Raw genomic sequence first — 20,464 nt, 5'->3', positions numbered from 1 at the left:
AATAAGGTTTAGATCTCACTTTATTTTGGCTTCCTGAAAAGCTTAGTTTTAGTTAGTTGTTAGATCAATAAGGTTTAGATCCCAATTGCTTGCGCAACCTGTTCAGGTAAAGTTTTAGTTAGTTGTTAGATCAATAAGGTTTAGATCTTGTGCTTCTACAACTGAGATAAGGCTTTGGTTTTAGTTAGTTGTTAGATCAATAAGGTTTAGATCCACGGTTTTGTTAAAAATTACAAGCCGTACGTTTTAGTTAGTTGTTAGATCAATAAGGTTTAGATCGATGCAATTGAATCACTTTGTCTTTACCGAGTTTTAGTTAGTTGTTAGATCAATAAGGTTTAGATCTTTTTTTGTTACAGTCTTGTATGCTTTTCCGTTTTAGTTAGTTGTTAGATCAATAAGATTTATATGTTAGCTTGAAAAATAAATGAGCAAGGAGCGCTAATTATGGAATTTCATAAATATGGAGATGCAATTCACATTCCACCAGAGGACTTTTTTGATAATTTGATCAAGCAGGTAGAAAATTTGCAAACACAAGTCGATGAATCAAAAAAGTTGCATTACGATAATTCGAGCAATGCACGGGATGTCTTCTTATATGGATGCCAAGTGGCTGGCAGTCAATATTTGCAACTAAAAGATCATGTTTTGCCTAAATTGCGTGAAGGCGATTCGCTTTTGCTGATGCGTGAACCGAATAATGAGTGTGATATACATGCAATCAGTGTTTATACAATAGGTGGCTTAAAGATGGGGTATTTGCCCCAAAATAATAATCTGATTTTGAGTCGATTAATGGATGAGGGCAATTTGTTATTTGCCAAAACGAAGACTTTTTACTGGGATGGTAAAGATCTTGAACTAGTTGTAAAGGATTATTTGCGCGCGTAAAGTGGGATTGATTTTAAAGCTTCTCTTTTTCATATTCGTCTAAAGTTATTCCAAAATCCTTTTTAAATTTAGAATTATAATCCTTCTTTATTTCCAATAATTTGAGGTAAATCTCCTCATCGGTATAAAATTTAGATAAAACATTATATTCAGTAAAATCTTTTAATTTAAGTGAATTTTTAACTACTACATGATGATCCTGAATTTCAAATACTTGTTTAAAAACTTGGTTATCGATAAACCTCCTGATTCTATGGGCTGGTGTAAAACTTAACAGCAATCTTTGTTCAATGTTTCGGGTATACATAAATGCCACCCTTTCTCAGTAGGACGTTTTTAAAATAGAGAATGTATTTTTGAATATATTTATTATAGCTTGCAAGATGAAGGTCTCAGTATACTTTGTATATCAGGACTTTTCTTTTTGAATAAATTTTGTGTGTTAACCTCTTTAATACGTTAAAATATGTACTAATAGTAAAAGATTGATGAGAAATAACCTAATGGATAATTTTATGAATATGGGTCGGCAAGATCAAGAGGCCTTTTTGATGAAGCCGATTATTGAACAATTGAAGCAGTCTGGTGGACAAGCATCTACCAAAGATTTGAAGCGTGCAGTAGTTGAAAGTGAAGAGAGCATTTCTGCAAATGTATTAACGTCTTATAAAACATCAAGAAATGGGAGACGATATCTACCATTCAATTATGCCTTTAATTTTACAGTTTCTAATTTAATCATGGCTGATATGCTTGAACGACCTAAACTTGGAATAGTAACTCTCACTGAAAAAGGACGTTTATTTAAAGGAACTGGTACAGACTTGAGTAAGTCTTTTTATAAGCTTTCTTTACCATTATGGCAAGAAAGATCTAGGAATAATAAAGAGTTAAAGCAAACGACAAATAATGTGAAAGAAAATGATGAAACAGATAGTGATATTGAAGAAGAATGGAAAAGTAATCTTTTGCATGCATTACTCAATTTAAGTCCTGGCAAGTTTGAGCTTCTTTGTCGCGCACTAGTTACAAAAATGAACGTAGATATTGATGAAACGATCGGCACAAAATTAACTGGCGATGGTGGATTAGATGGATACGGTTATATTAGGACTGATGATTTTAGAACTGCGCGAGTAGCAATACAGGCTAAAAGATGGGATCCCAATAATTCTGTTTCTTCACCCGAAATTGATAAGTTTCGAGGTGCCATGGATAAGTTTAGAGCTGAATACGGTATTTTTATTACAACTTCAACTTTTACAAGAGATGCAATTAAAGCTTCACGGGCTGGCACACGGGTAATTACATTAATTGATGGAGATCATTTGCTTGATCTAATTGCCAAGTATGAGCTATATGTTACAAAGAAAGTTATTACAACATATGAATTAGATGACTTTTTTGAAGAGGAAAATTAGTATTTTAGAAAAGAAATTATAATGAAAAAATTTTTCATCACTAGTTTAAGTTTGTTATTTTTGGTGAATATTACGGGATGCTCTAATCAAAAGACAGCATCAAAGCAATCGCGTATTACAAGAAGTGCTTCTATAAGTAAAAAGAAATCTCATAATTAAATTAAAGCTAAAAGGTTGAAACCAGCAAAGAAACAGGTGAAAAATACTAAAAAGCAAATTACAAAAACTAATCAGCAAAATAATACTTCTCAAACCTCAACTTCAACGGAAAAACAACAAATTCAACAGTCAAAAAGCACTTCATCTCAAGTCAACACTGAGAAAGCTCAACAAACGCAAACCAATCAACAAAATGGTCAATTGCCACCAGCTAGTTCACTATCTGATTTTTTAAATAAATATGGTGTTTCTCCAGCTCTTTATTTAGAAGAGCACGCTGGTATGGACTCTAAACAAGCTCTGGAGTCTGTGCCAGATAATATGAAATCATCTGGCGAATTACAAACTCAACGTTTATTAGAGCAGGAAAATAATTAATGTAAATTTATTAATTGATGAAATAAAAACCTTGGCAACTATCAAACATAAGATTTTGAGTTAATGAAGAAAGTAATGAAAAATGGTAATATTTAAATTAGAGATTGTTGAAGTAGTGCGATTCTATTAGTGTATTCTCCACATACGTGGAGGTGATCCCTCTTTTTATCTAAAATCCAAAAAATTCTCTAAGTATTCTCCACATACGTGGAGGTGATCCTCACTAAAGATGCAGTTGTCAATACTCTAAAAAAATATGGATTTTTGTTCGTAACTCTTGACTTAAACGGTTTTAAGAGTGGAAATATGAATAAGGAGTTATCGCAAAAACAAATAGAAAAATATCAGGGATATTAAGTTTTCAGGTGAGTTGGCATGGAAAATATAGAAAAAAATAAAACTGCATATATCGCCTCTTTAATAATAACGACAATTGTTATTGGAGTGGCCGCAGGATTGGGAGCTGACGCTTTAGGATACATATTAAGTTTTTTTGAAGGCTTATTTTTGTCTTTCAAGGAAAGCGCTGAGCTTCCCGTAAGTATTCATATTAATCCTTGGCAGAGATTTTTTTCTGTATTTGCTGGCTCAATAATTGCAGCAATTGTCTGGTACTTTTTGCATAAGAAATGGCATTTAACTAGTGTTAATGAAGCATTAGAGGGTAAAAAAATGTCCTTTGTGGGCATCAGTTTACACGATTTTATTCAGACTTTTTATATTGGCACTGGTGGATCAGTCGGACGTGAGGCTGCTCCACGTGAATTTGCTGCGATGCTTGCGCAAAACTGGCTTAAATTATACACTAAATTTGAAAAGTTCAAACTTACTAACGACGACTATAAGTTGATTTTAGCTGCTGCTGCCGGAGCGGGCTTAGCTGGGCAATATGTTGCGCCATTATCAGGTACATTTTTTGCTTTAGAGATTTTATATAAGAAAGTTTCGCGTAAGTCAATTGCGGTATGTTTAAGCATGTCAGTTATTGCTACGCTATTAGGAACTTTGCGAGATGGTTTTACGCCATATTACATAATCTTGCACAAAAATTTGTCATTTAATTTGGTGCCATTTGCGATATTTTTAGGAATAGTGCTAGGATATTTTGGTTTTGTTTTTAGAAAATATGTCGCTAAAGCTAAGAAAAATAGAATAGAGGATAGAAAAATTTTATTTACCTTACCTTTAGCAGGTCTAATGACAGGAGCTGTGGCTTATTTTTATCCTTATATTATGGGGAATGGCCGCGGAATCGCACAAATGGCTTATAATACGCGTCATATGTCTAATGAAATTGTGATGGCGCTCTTGATTTGTTTGATTGCAAAAGCGGTAGTTACAACTTATACGATTTATAGTGGAGCATACGGTGGTATCTTGACGCCATCAATTTCTATTGGAGCAACATTCGGCGTTTTGACAGGGATGATTTATGTTTTGATTTTCCCGCAAATTTCATTATTTGAATGCGGATTAGTTGGATCAGTAGCATTTTTAACAGCATCCCAGCAGGCGCCGCTACTTGCAATTTTTCTGGTATTTGAACTTTGCCATTTAGATGTGAGCGCCTTAATTCCAATGGGCATTGCTGCTGGAGTTTCCATTTGCATAGGAATTATTCTTTCTAAAGAAATAGATTAAAAAATAGATCAATATCGCTCAATGCGGTACTGATCTATTTTAAATTAGTTAACTTTTTTAATGTAAAAATGATATGGAATATCAACAATAATTGCGGCAACTAAAGCAATCAAAATTGTTAAGCCTAAGTCAGCCCAACTAATTGGAGCCATTGCCCAACCTAGGATTGCTAAAGCTGCACTAAGAATTGCATCCCCAAGTTCCACATAGATAATCCAATTTGAAGGTTTTGATTGCCAGAAGAATTTAGTAGTTCTAGTAATCGGTACTGTAATCAATGCCGTAAATACTAAGTAAAGATATGACATTGTTGAAATTTGCCCAGCGCTATAACCATGTTGCGATAGCCAAATTAAGAATACAGTTCCAAATACTACCCAGCCAACGCAGATAATTAGGGATGTTCTAGTTAATTTCCAGATGTTCCAGTTTTCTGGCTTGTAAGAAACTTTAACATTATCTGTAGCAATAGTAATTACGACTAAGGAGTTTAAGATAGAGTATAAAACCATTGCGTTGAATGAAATAGGTAAGTATTTAAATAAAATATAACCGATAGTCAAGATGACGGTTAATTCAGATGTCTTGGCAATCTTAGTTAAAGCCCAGGTGGTCATACGTTGGTAAACGCGGTGACCAGCATCTAGTATTTCTAAGATAGGAGTTAAACCATCTTTAAGTAAAACCATCTTAGATGATCTTTTGGCAACGTCAGCTGCGTTTGAAACAGCGATTCCGACTTCAGCTTGTTTAAGAGCAGGGGCGTCGTTAACTCCGTCACCAGTCATACCTACAATATAGCCTTCTTTTTGGAAAAGCTTAACCATATTTAACTTATCTTCAGGCAAGACATCGGCAATCCCGGCTAAGTCGTTAACATTAGTTTTTTCATTAAAATCGTGAATTGAAATAACTTTTCCCGTTAAACCAACTTCTTTAGCAACGGCTGCAGCAGTTTTTTGGTTATCGCCGGTAAGCATAATCGGCTTAATGCCACGTGCTTTTAATTCAGCTAAAGCTTTCTTAGAATCTGGACGAATCTTATCTTTTAAGATAAAGACGCCGGCTAGCTTATCATTGATCAATACAGCGACTGACCTACCGGCAGTAAAGTCAATTCTAGAAATTTCATTTTGTGCGTTAGGATCAATTTTTGATAACTGTTTAAATGAACCCAATTTGACGTTGTAGTCATCAACTTCAGCCATGGAATAACCTGTATCTGAAGTAAATGGAACGAAATTGTTGGGCTGACTATAAGTAATATTTTTTGATTTAAGATAATCGCTAATTGCGGTATCAATAATACTGGGATTGCGTTTGTCAGTAGCTTCGCCAGCTAATTTTAAGACTTCGTTGTTACTTAATGAAGAAAAGCTAGTCCAAGATGAAACTGTCGTCTTATTTTCAGTAATTGTTCCGGTTTTATCTAACAAAAGCAAGTTGAGGTTTGCAGCATCTTGAATACCTGTTAGATCAGAAGTTAAAATGCCGTCTTTACTCAATTTCTTGGCTTCAACGGAGTTAGAAACAGCAAAAGTTGAAGGCATTGCCACAGGAATTGAAGCGATAAACATCATTGCTAAAAATGGCAAAAGATCTAAGATGTTATCTTTTCTAATAATTGCCACAATTAAGACAACTACAGTTAATGCCAAGGCAATTGAACATAAAGCAAAGATAATCTTGGTTAATAATTGTTGCAAATGGCCTGGTGAAGCTGAGTTGTTAATCAAGTTAATGGTCTTACCAGCTCTAGAATTTGCACCGGTAGCCGTGATGTAAGCTAAGCCCGATCCTGAAACAACAGTCGTTCCGGCGAAAAGTTCGTTACCGTCGTTTTTATTGATTGGTTTAGATTCACCGGTAATTGAACTTTCATCTACAGAAACATTGCCTGATACTAATTTCATATCAGCTGCTAAAATGTCACCGGCTTTTAAACTTACTAAATCGCCAACTACTAATTCTTTAGAGTTAATATATTGCCATTTACCGTCACGCATTACAGAAACGGTTGGAGTTAATTCCTTAGAAATAGAATTAAGAACTTTTCTAGAGCGACGCTTTTGATTAGCACCGTTTAAAGCAGCAAACAAAAGCATCAATAAAATAAATGAAGATTGGATCCATTTACCTAAAATACATTCTAATATTAAAGCTGCCTCTAAAATCCAGGCTGATAAATTCAAAAGTTTGGAAAGAAATTCTTTAAAAAAGTTAAACTTAGGTTCTGGCACTTCGTTAAGTCCATCTTTTTTCAATCTTTCCTGAGCTTGAGCAGAGGTTAACCCCGTGAACTCTTTTTCAGTCATAATTTTCCTCCTAATTAATTGATCCTTAGTAAGTTTATCTCAAATTAGTGATATAAGAAAATATAAAATTATAATTAGTGATATATAAAAATTAGATATTGAGAAAGATAACCATAAAAATAGCGTTCGAATAAATCGAACGCTCGGATGTTTTATTTTGAATAATGGAATCTAGCAGAAACAATATTTAAACTTTTGTCTTCGACGTAATAAACAAGTCTCTGCTCATTTGTAATTCTTCGAGACCATAAACCAGATAAATTATCATGTAAAGGTTCTGGCTTACCAATTCCATCAAAGGGATGCCTTTTTATATCTTTGATTAATTTTCGAATCTTTTTAACATTTGATTTGTTATTGTCTAACCAATATTCAAAATCGTTCCAAGATTCATCTGACCAAATTACCTTCATTATTCCCAATTGTGTTCCTTGCCATTGCCATTTTTTAATTGCTTAAGTGATTTTAAAATATGATCCATGTTAGCAGTAGAACTTCTAATATAAGCATTTTCTACAAGATTGTCATAATCATTTTTGCTGATTAAAACTGAGTTATCTTCACTATTTTTTGAAGTAATAATTATTGCCTCAGAATTATCATTAACTTGTTTCATAAATGATTTAAGGTTATTCCTAACGTTAGAATACGCTTCGGCTTGCATATAGTTGTCCTCCTCATTGTCAATATCTTGTACAAGTATTATATCAACGATTATATTTAATTAAAAGTATAAAAATCTAGAAAAGTCACTTAAGGTAAAAATTTAAGAGTGAATTTTTTGTTTTATGTACTCAAAAGCATATTTTCAAAAATAAAAATGCTGATATATCAGCATTTAAGTCGATAATCAGCATTTAAATAAGGAGAGTACAGGATTTGAACCTGCGCGCCGGTATAAGCCGGTTCGCCGGATTTCGAGTCCGGTGCATTACCACTCTGCCAACTCTCCGGTCAACTCTTGTATTATAACAATTTCTTACTAGAGATGCTAGCAAAATTAGCAATTCTAATTAATGGATTCAATTAATCTTTTAACAACTGGCTTTATTTTGATATCTTTTTTCCAGACTAGTTCGATTTGCGAATTCCAACTTGAATGATCAATTTCAACGATTTGCTTTTTACTATAAGCCTGGGCAATAGATTGGGGCACCAAAGCAATTCCCATTTTGCGATCTGCCCACAAGACAGCGGTTCTAGCGTCATCACATTTAACGCTATAAAAAGGCGTAATTCCCTGATGCGCAAAACTATCGTTAAAAATTGCTTCAAAGCGGCGATATAAAATAAGCGGCTGGTCAGCTAAATCTATCAAATTCAACTTCTTTCTATTTAATGGATAGTTCTCATTATCAAAAACAGCCACCATTTTTTCTGCTAAAAGCTGCTTATAATCTAAACCTTGTTTGTTAAAAGGTGTACGTACAATAGCAATGTCAATTAAATCATTGTTTAATTTATCGATTGTATTTAAAGTATTATCTTCAAAAATTTCAAACTTTACGTTGGGATAAAATTGAGTTAATTTTTCAAATGCTTCATTAGGAATTAGGTCGCATGCAGATGAAATTAAGCCTAGTCGGATGTTACCAGACTTATCGCTTTGATTATCTTCCAGATCATCTTGCATGTTTTTACTCAAATTGACCATTTTTTCGGCATATTTTTTAAAGATCTCACCTTGGGGTGTTAACTCAATACCGTAAGCTGTACGGTTAAATAATTTAGTATTTAATTCTTTTTCTAATTGTTTTAGCTGATAAGACAAAGGCGGCTGTGCGATATATAAACGTTTGGCAGCTGATGTAATTTGTCTTTCTTGAGCAACAGTGATGAAATATTGTAATTGTTTAAGATTCATTTTCTTTCTACCTTTTATAATCTACATATTTATCATAGTTGATTTTCGTTAGAAATTTAAAACCATTTTTTGTCTATTTCTTAAATTGTTCGCATATATATTTTAAAAATTCATAGCTAAAATAAGGTCATCAAATTTAAGGAAGATAAAAAATGAAAACTAGCAAAAAGTTTCCTTTAACTCTAACTGAGTTATCGGCATTATTAGCTGCAAATGTTGAACAAGAAGTAGTGCAAAACAATCAAAGCTTAACCAAGAAGAAGGATTCATAAATCCTATACATTTTATTTACAAAATAGGCATTAATTGAACATAATTTATTCATAATTTCAAACTAATATATAAGACATAGGTTGAGGGAATAAACCTAATCAAAAAAATCATTCCAACACATACATACTTCATTCTCATTTTTCTAGATACACGTTAAAAGAACTGCCTCTCAACATTAGCAGTTCTTTTTTCGTAGGAAAAATTAGTAAAATAGTAAAAATATGTAAGCGCTTATTAAATATTTGCTGTAAAAATGCTATATTGAATTTAGTAAAAGTTTTACCAAAAAAATAGAAAACTTAAATTAGGAGCAAATTATGGATAAACAACAATTACTTAATGAATATAAAGATGTTTTTAAAACAAATGCAGATGCAGTTTACTTTTCTCCAGGACGAATTAACGTGATCGGCGAACACACTGATTACAATGGCGGTCACGTGTTTCCATGTGCAATTAGCTTAGGAACATATGGCGCTTACGGTGCAAGAAACGATCAAACTGTTTCATTATATTCAATGAATATGGATAATGGTTCAATTGTCAGCTTTGATTTGAATGATGAAGATCCAGAAAAAGATGAAGATAAAAGCTGGATCAACTATTTCAAAGGGATGATCGTTTATCTTAAAGAACTTGGTTACAAGATTGATCATGGTTTTAATTTATTAATTCATGGTAATTTACCTTATGGAGCAGGGCTTTCTTCTTCAGCTTCCATTGAACTTCTTATGGGTACAATTTTAAAAGACCAATTTAATTTAGACGTTGGCCAATTAGATTTAGTTAAATTAGGTCAAAAGACTGAAAACAAGTATGTTGGCTTAAATTCAGGAATCATGGATCAATTTGCTGTAGGGATGGGTAAAAAAGACAATGCTATTTTCTTAGACTGCAGCACTTTAGAATATAAATACTTACCACTCGAATTAGGGGATTATGAAATTGTGATCATGTCTACTAACAAAAAGCACTCTTTAGCAAGTTCAAAATATAATGAAAGAGTTGCAGAGTGTGAAGAAGCAGTAAAACGTCTTAATCAAAAACTTGATATCAATAAGTTAGGCGAATTAGATGAAAAAACCTTTGATCAATATACTTACCTGATTAATGATAAGACTTTAATTAAACGCGCTCGTCATGCAGTTAGCGAAAACCAAAGAACATTAGCTGCAATTGATGCAATGCAGAAAAAAGATCTAGAAGAATTAGGTCGTTTAATCAATGCTTCTCACATTTCACTTCATTATGACTATGAAGTATCTGGTAAAGAATTAGACACTTTAGCAGAAAATGCTTGGAGGCAAGAAGGCGTTTTAGGAGCAAGAATGATTGGTGGTGGCTTTGCCGGTAGCGCAATTGCGATTGTTAGAAAAGACAAGGCCGAAGAATTAAAGAAGAACGTTGGTAAAATTTATCGTGAAAAGATCGGCTACGATGCCAGCTTTTATGATGCTGAAATTGTTGACGGTCCACAAAGAATTTAGTTTTAGGAAAGAATAGAAAATGACTTTAATTGAAAAATATGCAGATCAGGTAATTGCAAGTGGTAGTTTTGAACCTTTAGATCGAATTTATTTAATCAATAAAATTAGAGCACTCGTTGGTTCAAAAGACCAAGAAAATTTTGACGAAAATGAATCTTTAGTTAAGCAACTTGTTAAACTAGCAATTAAAAATGGTGAAATTGAAGATAGTATTACTGATAAAGAAATCTTAAATGATCAACTATATGATCTTATGACACCACGTCCATCAGTAGTAAACCGAACTTTCTGGGAAAAATATCAGCAATCGCCTCAGCTTGCTACAAATTGGTTTTATGGTTTATGCGAAAGAAATGACTACGTCAAATTAGAAGCAATTAATAAAAACGTCGTTTTTGAAAAAAAGACTGAATATGGCGACTTAGAGATAACTATTAATCTATCTAAGCCTGAAAAAGATCCCAAAGCAATTGCTCAAGCAGCACATGATACTACTCAAAAGTATCCGCAATGTGCTTTGTGTATGCAAAATGAAGGCTTCAAAGGTCGATTAGGACAAGCTGCTAGAAGCAATCACCGTATTATTAGAATGATGATTGGTGGACAAAAGTGGGGCTTTCAGTACTCACCATATGCTTATTTTGATGAACACTGTATTTTCTTAGACAGCATCCATGAACCAATGAAGATTAACCAACAAACTTTAATTAATTTAATTGAAATTGAAAAGCAATTTCCACATTATTTTGTTGGCTCAAATGCAGATTTACCAATTGTCGGTGGCTCTATGCTAGCACATGAGCATTATCAAGGCGGCAAGCATATTTTTCCAATGATGAAGGCTGTTATCAAAAAAGAAATTAAATTTGATCAATATCCAGATGTTCAAGCAGGTATTGTTAACTGGCCAATGAGCGATTTGAGATTAATCAGTTCAAATTCCGCTCAGATCATTGAATTAGGGACTTTAATTATTAATAAATGGCAAAATTATAGTGATAAAAGTTTAAATATCATTGCTGAAAAAGATGACACTTTGCATCATACAGTTACGCCAATTATGCATGTTGAAGATGGCAAATACATCTGTGATTTGGTATTGCGCGATAATAACACAAGCCGCGATTATCCATTGGGTATTTTCCACCCACACCAACAATATTGGCACATAAAAAAAGAAAATATCGGTTTAATCGAAGTAATGGGGCGCGCAATTTTGCCAGGACGTCTAAAAGATGAAATGCAGGAAGTTAAGAAATATTTACTTGATAAACCTAATGAAATAAAAAAAGACCACTTGCCTTGGGCTGAAGAATTAAAAAAACAAGATGTTACTCCAGAAAATGTAGACGAGATAATTCAAACTGGTTTAGCAAATGTTTTTGCAAAAGTTCTCGAAAATGCTGGCGTCTTTAAAAATGACTCTCAAGGACAAGAAGGCTGGAAGAGGTTTATCGACTATGTTAAGAAAAATTAGGTAATTTTTATGGGAGTAACGTTAAAAGATATTGCTAAAAAAGCAGGCGTATCTATCGCGACGGTGTCTAGAATCTTGAATAAGGATTTAACTTTGTCCGTTAATGAACAAACTCGTTTAAGAGTGGAGCAAATCGCAAGAGATTTAAATTATAAAAAGCATTTATTCAGTACAAATAAAACGCCTAAAATAGCAATAATTCAGTGGTATTCACCAAGTCAAGAATTGGATGACTTGTACTATATGTCAATTCGCTTACGTATTGAAAAACTTGGACAGAGTCGAGGTTTTGAGACAATTTCTATCTATCAAAATCATATTGATCAAGTTCCCGAAGACATTACAGCAATTATTGCTATCGGCAAATTTAGCACTCAGCAAGCTCAAAAAATGAATAAGCTTAGTCAAAATGTTATTTTTGTAGATTTTGATAGCTTAAATTTAGGCAATGATTGTGTAGTGCCTGATTTTGATAATGCGATTAAATTAGTCATTAATGAATTTGATAGCGAGGGAATTAAGGATATCGGTTTTTTAGCTGGATGCGAAAAAACTACTGATAATAAAGAAGTTTCTGACTTAAGAAGACTTTATTTTGAAGGCTATTTACGTGAGAAAGGCCAGTATAATCCTGACTTTGTTTTTCAAGGAGATTATAGCTGGAAATCGGGCTATGATACCATTAAAAAAGAGCTTGAGGTTTTGAAAGATAAATTTCCGCATGCTTTATTTGTGGCCAATGATCCTATGGCTTTAGGCGCCTTAAAAGCACTAAGAGAAGCAGATATTAATTTACCTAAGCGAGTTTCTTTGATTTCTTTTAACGATACAGCTAGCGTGAAATATGTATTTCCAGCTATTTCTTCGATTCATGTTCCGCGTGATGAAATGGCGCAAAATGCACTGGATATTTTGCAAGAAAGATTAGCTAATCCGCATAAAAAGCCAAGCAAGATTGTTGTTAGAACCTGGCTAAATAAACGTGAAACAACGAAAAATTAAAGAATTTAAAAGTTTTGAAGTTTGATACCAAAAATTAAAAAGACCTGTTAAAATTGAATTTGAAAAGTTTTTTATGTTGAGGAAAAACGAGTGAAAATTGAATCATTAATGGGTCTTTTTATTTCGGCCTTAGTTTTAATTACTCTTATTTTTAATATTCGAAAATCACGCCGATTTAACTGCTATGATCGCATTTTGCACCATAAATTAGTTAAAGATAAGCAATCAATCGCTTGGAAAATAATTACATTTTTAAATGAACCTAAGCTAATTGTTATTTGGGATTTTGCTTTGGCTTCAGTTTTATCATTTGAAGGGCATCCTTGGTTTAGTATTTGGGTTTTAGCGACACTATTTTTCACTGATTTAATTGGCATATTTTTAAAGCATTCAATTAAAAGACAGCGTCCCATTACCAGATTTGCGACTAGGGACGGCTATTCATTTCCAAGTGGTCATGTGCTCAGTGCAACAATCATGTGTTTAATGATTTGGAAGATTTTTGGCAACCAATTTGGAGTTGGATTATTTATTTTCTTAGTTGTTAGCTGGCTTTTAGTTGTCATTTCTCGTTTAAACATGAGAGCACACTATCCATCTGATATATTAGGTGCTACAAGTCTAGCAATACTATGTTTTTCAATTGCTCAAAGTTTGATTTAAAATCAAACTTTTTTTATTTCCATATTATAAAAACGCTTTCTTTAGTTTACATGCTCACAAAGTTGCTTTAAAATAAATTTGTAGTCAAACGGGCATCTGCCCAAAAGCGACGGAAGAGACTAGCTAAGCCAAGTTTGGATAGATTGTATTTTTCGCCACAAATTCTAAGGAGGATTTATTTTAATAATGCTCAAAACAGTTATTGAAAATGTACATGCATTAGAAATTTTTGATTCACGTGGTAACCCAACTGTAGAAGTTCACGTTACTCTTTCAAACGGTATCGTTGGTAAGGCTGAAGTTCCTTCAGGTGCTTCAACTGGTGAAAACGAAGCTGTTGAATTACGTGATGGTGGTTCACGTCTTGGTGGTAAAGGCGTTATGAAAGCTGTTAACAACGTTAACACTGAAATTAACGATGCTTTAAAGGGCTTGGATCCACATGACCAACCAAACATTGATGCTGTTATGATTGCTTTAGACGGTACTCCAAACAAGGGTCGTCTTGGTGCTAACGCTATCTTGGGTGTATCTATGGCTACTGCAGTTGCAGCTGCTAAGGATACTCACCAACCTTTATACCGTTACCTTGGTGGTACTGATCTTGAAATGCCTCAAACTTTCCACAACGTTATTAACGGTGGTGAACACGCAGACAACGGTATCGACATTCAAGAATTCATGATTACTCCAGTTGCTAAGACTTCATTCCGTGATGGATTTGAAAAGATCGTTAACGTATACCACACCTTGAAGAAAGTTCTTGAAGATATGGGTTACGAAACTGGTTTAGGTGACGAAGGTGGTTTCGCACCTAACATGAAGAACTCAGAAGAAGCTTTGAAGGCTTTACACGAATCAATCGTTAAAGCTGGTTATGAACCGGGCAAAGACATTGCTATTGCTTGTGACTGTGCTGCTTCATACTTCTACAACAAAGAAGACGGCAAGTACCACTTGGAAGGTAAAGTATTAACTGATGAAGAATTAGCTCAATACTACGACAAGTTACTTGATGAATTCCCAGAATTAATTTCTATGGAAGATCCTTACGACGAAAACGACGTTGAAGGTATGGTTAAGTTTACTGAAAGCCACAAAGATCGTATCCAAATCGTTCTTGATGACTTCATTTGTACTAATCCTAAGCTTTTGAACAAGGCTATTCACGAAGGTGCTGGTAACGCTTCATTAATCAAGTTGAACCAAATCGGTACTGTTACTGAAACTCTTGAAACTATCCGTCTTTCACGTAAGAACGGTTACAACACTATGATTTCTCACCGTTCAGGTGAAACTGGTGATACCTTCATCGCTGACTTAGCCGTTGCCGTAAACGGTGGTCAATTGAAGACTGGTGCTCCAGCTCGTTCAGAACGTGTTGAAAAGTACAACCGTTTGCTTGAAATCGAAGAAGAACTTGGCGAAGGCGAACGTCTTGCATTCTTCCCAGACAACGTTGACTTAGACTAATTCACTTAGAATTTGAATGAGTAAAAAGAACTGACTATTGTCAGTTCTTTTTTTGCCCAAAAATACAGATCTAGCTAAAAAGCATTAAATTTGATATACTACAGCCTAAGAATAAATCAGAAAAGTGAGGTAAAAATATTGATTACAGTATCCGACTTGAGTTTAAATTTATCAGGCCGAACATTATACGAAGATGTTAACTTAAAATTTACCCCTGGCAATTGTTATGGAATTATTGGTGCCAATGGTGCGGGGAAGTCTACTTTTCTTAAATTGCTAGAAGGCAAGATGGAACCAACTACTGGTAATATTTCAATTGATGCCAATGAAAGAATGTCCAGCTTAAATCAGGACCACTTTGCTTTTGAAGATTTTACTGTGATGGGTACAGTGATTCAAGGTCATAAAGAACTCTATCAAGTTATGCAAGAAAAAGATGCCTTATATGCTAAACCTGATTTTGGCGATGAAGATGGCGTGAAGGCTGCAGAATTAGAAACTAAATTTGCTGAACTTGATGGCTGGAATGCTGAAGCAGACGCGGCAAAATTGCTTCAATCTGTGGGTATTAGTGAAGATAAGCATAATTTGAAGATGAGCGAATTAGCAGAATCAGAAAAAGTTAAGGTTTTACTTGCTCAAGCTTTATTTGGAAATCCTGATATCTTACTTTTGGACGAGCCGACTAACGGGTTAGATGTTCATACAATTGAATGGCTGGAGAACTTTTTAGCTGATTATCCAAATATTGTAATTGTTGTTTCTCATGACCGTCACTTTTTAAATCAAGTATGTACTCAAATGTGTGATGTCGATAAGGGACAAATTCAACTCTATGTTGGAAATTACGATTTTTGGTACGAATCAAGTAAGCTAGCCAGTGAATTGGCAGCTAACCAAAATGCTAAAAAAGAAGAGAAAATCAAGGAATTACAGAACTTTATCGCTCGCTTTTCTGCAAATGCATCTAAGTCTAAGCAAGCTACATCGCGTAAAAAGCAATTAGAGAAAATTACCTTAGACGATATCAAGCCTTCTTTAAGAAAATATCCTTACGTAAAATTCGATATGAATCGTGAATTAGGTAATGACTTGCTTAAAGTAGAGGATGTTTCTTATAGTGCTGATGGAGAAAAAATCTTGGACAATGTTTCTTTCATTGTTCGTCCTGGAGATAAAGTGGGATTTCTTTCTCGTGATACTAGAAAAGTTACGGCGCTGCTCAATATTATTGCAGGTAAAATTAAGCCCGATTCTGGTAGTGTTACCTGGGGTCAAACTACGTCATTTAACTATATGTCACGTGATTTGAATGCTAACTTTAATAATGATGAATTGACGATTTTAGATTGGTTACGTCAATACGCTTCCAAAGAGCAAGATGATAATACATTCTTGCGTGGATTTTTGGGAAGAATGCTCTTTAGTGGCGATGAGATCGAAAAGAAAATTAAAGTTTTATCTGGTGGGGAAAAGGTTCGTTGTCAATTATCAAGAATGATGCTAGAACCTGCGAATGTTTTGATTTTGGACGATCCAACTAACCACTTAGATTTAGAATCAATTACTTCTTTGAATGATGCTTTGAAAGATTATCCGGGTTCAATCTTATTTAGTTCTCATGATCATGAATTTATTCAAACAATTGCTGATCATATTATTGAAATTGGTGATACAGGAATTGTTAGTCGTCCTGAAACTACTTACGATGAATTTTTAGATCGTCCTGAAATTCAAGAAAAGGTTGCGCAAATATATCAATAAGCATTTTAGGTCTAACCCTGTGTGAGTTAGATCTTTTTTAAATAATAAAATAACAATCAAGTCAGAAGAACCAAAGGTGGCATATTGTCAATTATTAATTGACTAGGTGTTATTTAAAAAGAATAAATAAAAATATAAGACATGGCTTAGAAAATAAGCATGAGTGTTATTTAAAAACATAAAAATTATTCAAAAAATTTACAAAAGAAACTTTAAAATAACTACAAATGTGCTATACTATAAATGTCGAAAGGGAAAAGCCCTTAAGACATCTTCTCAACAACATGTTTTTCTCAACATTTTATTCGGATTATCCAAATCCGAAGCAACGCTTAATTATCGATAAGCACTTTTATTTGTAAATAAATCATATAGAGCACTATATGAATAAAACTTAAAAAGATCAGCTCAAAGGAGTTGATCTTTTCTTTTTCCAATTTTTTTGTGAGAAATTAAAAAAAGTTCTTGACGAATAAAAATGAAAAAGATATTATATTTTTAACAATTAAAACATTTCTTCAGCAGAGTAAGAATTTAACTTTACTTTCAGAGAGCCTATGGCTGGTGTGAATAGGCAGGAAGTGGTTCTGAATATGGGCTGAATTGCTAATGGCGATAGCGAATAATTAACTATCGACGGGGTTGCTCTCGTTAACAAGGCAAAGTAATTCCAGTAGGAGCTACTTAGTGAGGCTATTTGCGTAAGCAAGTAGTGAATCAAAGGTGGTAACACGAAGCACTCGTCCTTTTTATTAGGATGGGTGCTTTTTTATTTATAAGGAGGAAAGCTTATGCATCGCAAGAAAGTGAGAAATAGAATAATTTGGTCAGTAATTGGAGTATTAATACTGATTGCAGGTTGGTTTAGTTTTGGTCCTACACCAAAATCTCAAACTAATAAAACAGTGACAATTGGGGTAGTTGGTCTTTCAAAAGAAGATGAAAAAATTTGGCAAAGCGTTCAAAAAGATGCTAAGGCTAAATATGGCATTACTATCAAGTTAAAGAACTTTACTGATTATACTCAACCAAATAAAGCTTTAGCTAACGGTGATATTGATTTGAATTCATTCCAGCACTACGCATTCTTAAATGAATGGAATAAGGCAAATCATGGTACTTTAACCCCAATTGGAAATACTTATATTGCTCCAATTAGACTTTACTCTAAGAAATACAAGAGTTTAAAAGATTTACCAGATGGAGCTACAATCGCTGTTCCAAACGATGCATCAAATGAATCACGTGCATTGTATGTTTTAAAGAATGCTGGTTTAATCAAACTTAAAAAAGGCGTTACCTTAGCTACAATTGCAAATATTACCTCAAATCCTCATAATTTGAAGATTAAGGAAGTTTCAGCAGAACAAACTGCCAGAGTTATTGATGATGTAGATGCTAGTGTTGTAAATAACACTTACGCAGTTCCTGCTAAATTAGGCGATAAGCAAACTATTTATATTGAACCTTTGAATAAAGATTCTAAACAATGGATCAATATTATCGTTGCAAGAAAGAGCGACAAAGACAAGAAATTATATAGAGAAGTAATTAAAGCTTACCAAACTAAGAAAACCGCAAGTTTGGCTCACAAACTATATGGTAATACTGAAGTGGTAGCTTGGGGATTGAAATTGAAGTAGGAGGGCTAAAATGACAGCACAAATTGATTTACAAAATATTGATGTAACTTTTGGAAATGTTAAAGCCGTTAAAGATGTGACTCTGCAAGTTGAAAAAGGCGATATTTATGGTGTTATCGGCTTTTCGGGGGCTGGAAAATCCACTTTGGTAAGAACTATCAATTTATTACAAGAGCCGTCTAATGGCTCAGTCAGCGTAAATGGCACTACTTTATTCAAAAACCAAAAATTACAAATTTCTAAAAAGCAATTACAAGAAAAAAGACGTAAAATCGGAATGATTTTCCAACATTTCAATCTTTTAAATGAAGAAACAGTTTTAGAGAATGTGGCTTTTGCCTTAAAACACGCTGGATTAAATGATGAAGAATTAGAAAAACGCTGTCTTCATTTATTAGACTTGGTTGGTCTGAAAGATTATGCTGATCATTATCCAGCCCAGCTTTCTGGTGGTCAGCAGCAACGTGTGGCAATTGCTCGTGCATTAGCTAATGAACCTGATATTTTGATTTCTGATGAAGCTACAAGTGCTCTGGATCCCAAGACTACTAATCAGATTCTTGACCTTTTATATGATTTAAATAAGAAATTGCAATTAACTGTAGTTTTGATTACTCACGAAATGGATGCCGTTAAACGGGTAGCTAACAAAATTGCTGTTATGGAAAACGGGCAAATTATCGAAAAAGGTAATTTACGTGAAATTTATCTTCACCCTCAAAAAGAACTAACTAAGCAATTCGTTGGTGGAGCACTAGAAGCACAACATATTTTGAATACTTATCATTTAGAATCAGTTAGTGCACAAGATCAGCTTTACCAATTAGTTTATAAGATTAATGATGTTACTAAGTCAGTAGTTGCTGATTTGGACGTAGCCTTGAATACTAAAGCAAGTATTCTTTACGGAAACGTAGAAGTACTGAGTGGGGAAGCAATTGGTACTTTGGCAATTTTGCTTAAGCTAGATTCTGAAAAACAAAAACAAGCTATCAAGTTCTTAGAAGAAAAGAATGTTGTTGTAACTAAGCTAGATAAAGGGGTTTTGACTGATGACTAATTTTTTTGTTAAATATTTTCCTAATGTAGTAGCCCTGGGCTGGGGCGGAGATGCAGGATGGGGAACTGCAATCTTTCAAACTTTATTTATGACATTTTGGTCAGCTATTTTCGGTGGCATTCTTGGTCTTGTTTTTGGATTATTGTTAATTTTGACTAAACCTAACGGAATTTTGGCTAATAAGTTAGTTTATAACATTGTTGATAAGCTTGTTTCCTTATTTAGAGCTGTTCCATTTATTATTTTGTTAGCTTTTGTAGCTCCATTAACTCAAAAAATTGTCGGTACGCAAATTGGCATGAAGGCTGCTTTAGTGCCACTGACTTTAGGCGTATTTCCATTTTTTGCTCGTCAGGTTCAAGTAGCACTAGAAAGCGTTGATCCCGGTAAAGTTGAAGCTGCTCAAGCATTAGGTGCTTCAACAAATGATTTAATTTTTGATGTTTATTTAAAGGAAAGTCGCTCAGAATTAGCTAGAGTTTCAACAGTAACTTTAATTAGTTTAATCGGTTTAACTGCAATGGCTGGTGCTGTTGGTGCTGGTGGCTTAGGTAACACAGCAATTTCTTACGGGTATAATCGTTTTAATAATGATGTTACTTTAGTAGCAACGATTTTGGTTTTACTCTTAGTCTTAATCGTTCAAGTAGTAGGAGATTATGTTGCCAAGAAATTAAATCATCAAAGTCGATAATATATTTTAAATTAAAAGCTGCAGATTATGGTCTGCAGCTTTTTTGCGCAAAAAAATGAAGATGTCAGGTCGTGACATCTTCTCAACAATTTTCTCAATATTTTTCTTTTAGGATCATCCAAATCCTGTGCTTATTTTGTGCTTATTAAGTGTGCTTAATTATCCTTAATCGATAAAGACATGTGTTAAATTATTACTTGAATTTAAACTATCTAATGTTTGCGTTAACGTTGAAGACTCTTCTATTGGCAACGTA

General features: G+C 33.9%; 18 protein-coding genes, 1 tRNA gene, 1 CRISPR repeat array and 1 other annotated feature (1 of these 21 cut by a window edge). Of the genes, 13 read left to right on the top strand and 6 right to left on the bottom strand.

Annotated features, from left to right (window positions below; translation table 11 throughout):
- A CRISPR array of direct repeats spans positions 1-411; the repeat unit is 36 nt; unit sequence GTTTTAGTTAGTTGTTAGATCAATAAGGTTTAGATC; it reaches 219 nt to the left of the window's first position.
- A gap of 36 nt (positions 412-447) precedes the next feature.
- On the top strand, positions 448-894 hold the full coding sequence (locus BN55_RS06685) for an HIRAN domain-containing protein (protein ID WP_008471244.1): 447 nt from the start codon (positions 448-450) through the stop codon (positions 892-894).
- A 13-nt stretch (positions 895-907) separates the two neighbouring features.
- On the opposite strand, the gene BN55_RS06680 is transcribed toward BN55_RS06685, so the two are convergent.
- On the bottom strand, positions 908-1,201 hold the full coding sequence (locus BN55_RS06680; protein WP_008471243.1) for a hypothetical protein: 294 nt from the start codon (positions 1,199-1,201) through the stop codon (positions 908-910).
- A 196-nt stretch (positions 1,202-1,397) separates the two neighbouring features.
- Here BN55_RS06680 and BN55_RS06675 point away from each other — a divergent pair, with 196 nt between their 5' ends.
- From BN55_RS06675 to BN55_RS06665, 3 genes are all read left to right on the top strand, one after another.
- Complete coding sequence (locus BN55_RS06675; protein ID WP_008471242.1) at positions 1,398-2,315, top strand: restriction endonuclease; 918 nt, start codon at positions 1,398-1,400, stop codon at positions 2,313-2,315.
- A 195-nt stretch (positions 2,316-2,510) separates the two neighbouring features.
- Positions 2,511-2,852: a hypothetical protein gene (locus tag BN55_RS06670; RefSeq protein WP_147614526.1), complete on the top strand. Its 342-nt coding sequence runs from the start codon at positions 2,511-2,513 to the stop codon at positions 2,850-2,852.
- Between the two features lie 375 nt (positions 2,853-3,227).
- On the top strand, positions 3,228-4,493 hold the full coding sequence (locus BN55_RS06665; RefSeq protein ID WP_008471240.1) for a chloride channel protein: 1,266 nt from the start codon (positions 3,228-3,230) through the stop codon (positions 4,491-4,493).
- A 44-nt stretch (positions 4,494-4,537) separates the two neighbouring features.
- Here the strand turns inward: BN55_RS06665 and BN55_RS06660 are convergent, their stop codons facing one another.
- From BN55_RS06660 to BN55_RS06640, 5 genes are all read right to left on the bottom strand, one after another.
- The gene (locus BN55_RS06660) at positions 4,538-6,808 is read right to left on the bottom strand and encodes an HAD-IC family P-type ATPase (protein WP_008471239.1); all 2,271 of its coding nucleotides are present in this window, start codon (positions 6,806-6,808) and stop codon (positions 4,538-4,540) included.
- Positions 6,809-6,960: 152 nt separating this feature from the next.
- Positions 6,961-7,221, bottom strand: a complete 261-nt coding sequence (locus BN55_RS06655) for a Txe/YoeB family addiction module toxin (protein WP_008471237.1) — start codon at positions 7,219-7,221, stop codon at positions 6,961-6,963.
- Complete coding sequence (locus BN55_RS06650) at positions 7,221-7,472, bottom strand: type II toxin-antitoxin system Phd/YefM family antitoxin (protein WP_008471236.1); 252 nt, start codon at positions 7,470-7,472, stop codon at positions 7,221-7,223. The genes BN55_RS06655 and BN55_RS06650 overlap by 1 nt, the downstream gene beginning before the upstream one ends.
- A gap of 200 nt (positions 7,473-7,672) precedes the next feature.
- Positions 7,673-7,760, bottom strand: a tRNA-Ser gene (locus BN55_RS06645).
- 57 nt (positions 7,761-7,817) lie between these two features.
- Complete coding sequence (locus BN55_RS06640; RefSeq protein WP_008471235.1) at positions 7,818-8,672, bottom strand: LysR family transcriptional regulator; 855 nt, start codon at positions 8,670-8,672, stop codon at positions 7,818-7,820.
- 590 nt (positions 8,673-9,262) lie between these two features.
- On the opposite strand from BN55_RS06640, the gene BN55_RS06635 reads away from it, so the two are divergent.
- The 9 genes from BN55_RS06635 to BN55_RS06595 all read left to right on the top strand — a co-directional run bounded on the left by BN55_RS06635 (position 9,263) and on the right by BN55_RS06595 (position 20,208).
- On the top strand, positions 9,263-10,432 hold the full coding sequence (locus BN55_RS06635) for a galactokinase (RefSeq protein ID WP_008471233.1): 1,170 nt from the start codon (positions 9,263-9,265) through the stop codon (positions 10,430-10,432).
- Between the two features lie 19 nt (positions 10,433-10,451).
- Positions 10,452-11,909, top strand: coding sequence for a UDP-glucose--hexose-1-phosphate uridylyltransferase (locus BN55_RS06630; protein WP_008471232.1), 1,458 nt, complete (start codon positions 10,452-10,454; stop codon positions 11,907-11,909).
- Between the two features lie 9 nt (positions 11,910-11,918).
- Positions 11,919-12,911, top strand: coding sequence for a LacI family DNA-binding transcriptional regulator (locus BN55_RS06625; RefSeq protein WP_008471231.1), 993 nt, complete (start codon positions 11,919-11,921; stop codon positions 12,909-12,911).
- 90 nt (positions 12,912-13,001) lie between these two features.
- On the top strand, positions 13,002-13,574 hold the full coding sequence (locus tag BN55_RS06620; RefSeq protein ID WP_008471230.1) for a phosphatase PAP2 family protein: 573 nt from the start codon (positions 13,002-13,004) through the stop codon (positions 13,572-13,574).
- 186 nt (positions 13,575-13,760) lie between these two features.
- Positions 13,761-15,047: a phosphopyruvate hydratase gene (eno, locus tag BN55_RS06615; protein ID WP_008471229.1), complete on the top strand. Its 1,287-nt coding sequence runs from the start codon at positions 13,761-13,763 to the stop codon at positions 15,045-15,047.
- A gap of 138 nt (positions 15,048-15,185) precedes the next feature.
- Positions 15,186-16,811 carry an ABC-F family ATP-binding cassette domain-containing protein gene (locus tag BN55_RS06610; RefSeq protein WP_008471227.1) on the top strand — a complete coding sequence of 542 codons (1,626 nt, stop codon included), beginning with the start codon at positions 15,186-15,188 and terminating at the stop codon, positions 16,809-16,811.
- Positions 16,812-17,315: 504 nt separating this feature from the next.
- Positions 17,316-17,562, top strand: a binding site (T-box leader).
- A 40-nt stretch (positions 17,563-17,602) separates the two neighbouring features.
- Positions 17,603-18,454, top strand: a complete 852-nt coding sequence (locus tag BN55_RS06605) for a MetQ/NlpA family ABC transporter substrate-binding protein (protein ID WP_008471225.1) — start codon at positions 17,603-17,605, stop codon at positions 18,452-18,454.
- Between the two features lie 10 nt (positions 18,455-18,464).
- Positions 18,465-19,514, top strand: a complete 1,050-nt coding sequence (locus tag BN55_RS06600) for a methionine ABC transporter ATP-binding protein (protein WP_008471223.1) — start codon at positions 18,465-18,467, stop codon at positions 19,512-19,514.
- The gene (locus BN55_RS06595; protein WP_008471222.1) at positions 19,507-20,208 is read left to right on the top strand and encodes a methionine ABC transporter permease; all 702 of its coding nucleotides are present in this window, start codon (positions 19,507-19,509) and stop codon (positions 20,206-20,208) included. Before BN55_RS06600 ends, BN55_RS06595 begins: the two co-directional genes overlap by 8 nt.
- Positions 20,209-20,464 lie beyond the last annotated feature (256 nt).

Source organism: Lactobacillus hominis DSM 23910 = CRBIP 24.179 (assembly GCF_000296835.1).
Lineage (GTDB): Bacteria > Bacillota > Bacilli > Lactobacillales > Lactobacillaceae > Lactobacillus > Lactobacillus hominis.
This window is presented reverse-complemented; position numbering and strand designations above follow the sequence as displayed.

Bases quoted from the DNA above. Each gene is read 5' to 3' on its own strand.
- BN55_RS06680 (WP_008471243.1), bottom strand. From the start codon at position 1,201: ATGTATACCCGAAACATTGAACAAAGATTGCTGTTAAGTTTTACACCA.
- BN55_RS06625 (WP_008471231.1), top strand. From the start codon at position 11,919: ATGGGAGTAACGTTAAAAGATATTGCTAAAAAAGCAGGCGTATCTATC.
- BN55_RS06660 (WP_008471239.1), bottom strand. From the start codon at position 6,808: ATGACTGAAAAAGAGTTCACGGGGTTAACCTCTGCTCAAGCTCAGGAA.
- BN55_RS06650 (WP_008471236.1), bottom strand. From the start codon at position 7,472: ATGCAAGCCGAAGCGTATTCTAACGTTAGGAATAACCTTAAATCATTT.
- BN55_RS06600 (WP_008471223.1), top strand. From the start codon at position 18,465: ATGACAGCACAAATTGATTTACAAAATATTGATGTAACTTTTGGAAAT.
- BN55_RS06605 (WP_008471225.1), top strand. From the start codon at position 17,603: ATGCATCGCAAGAAAGTGAGAAATAGAATAATTTGGTCAGTAATTGGA.
- BN55_RS06655 (WP_008471237.1), bottom strand. From the start codon at position 7,221: ATGAAGGTAATTTGGTCAGATGAATCTTGGAACGATTTTGAATATTGG.
- BN55_RS06640 (WP_008471235.1), bottom strand. From the start codon at position 8,672: ATGAATCTTAAACAATTACAATATTTCATCACTGTTGCTCAAGAAAGA.
- BN55_RS06630 (WP_008471232.1), top strand. From the start codon at position 10,452: ATGACTTTAATTGAAAAATATGCAGATCAGGTAATTGCAAGTGGTAGT.
- BN55_RS06675 (WP_008471242.1), top strand. From the start codon at position 1,398: ATGGATAATTTTATGAATATGGGTCGGCAAGATCAAGAGGCCTTTTTG.
- BN55_RS06665 (WP_008471240.1), top strand. From the start codon at position 3,228: ATGGAAAATATAGAAAAAAATAAAACTGCATATATCGCCTCTTTAATA.
- BN55_RS06595 (WP_008471222.1), top strand. From the start codon at position 19,507: ATGACTAATTTTTTTGTTAAATATTTTCCTAATGTAGTAGCCCTGGGC.
- BN55_RS06635 (WP_008471233.1), top strand. From the start codon at position 9,263: ATGGATAAACAACAATTACTTAATGAATATAAAGATGTTTTTAAAACA.
- BN55_RS06685 (WP_008471244.1), top strand. From the start codon at position 448: ATGGAATTTCATAAATATGGAGATGCAATTCACATTCCACCAGAGGAC.
- eno (WP_008471229.1), top strand. From the start codon at position 13,761: ATGCTCAAAACAGTTATTGAAAATGTACATGCATTAGAAATTTTTGAT.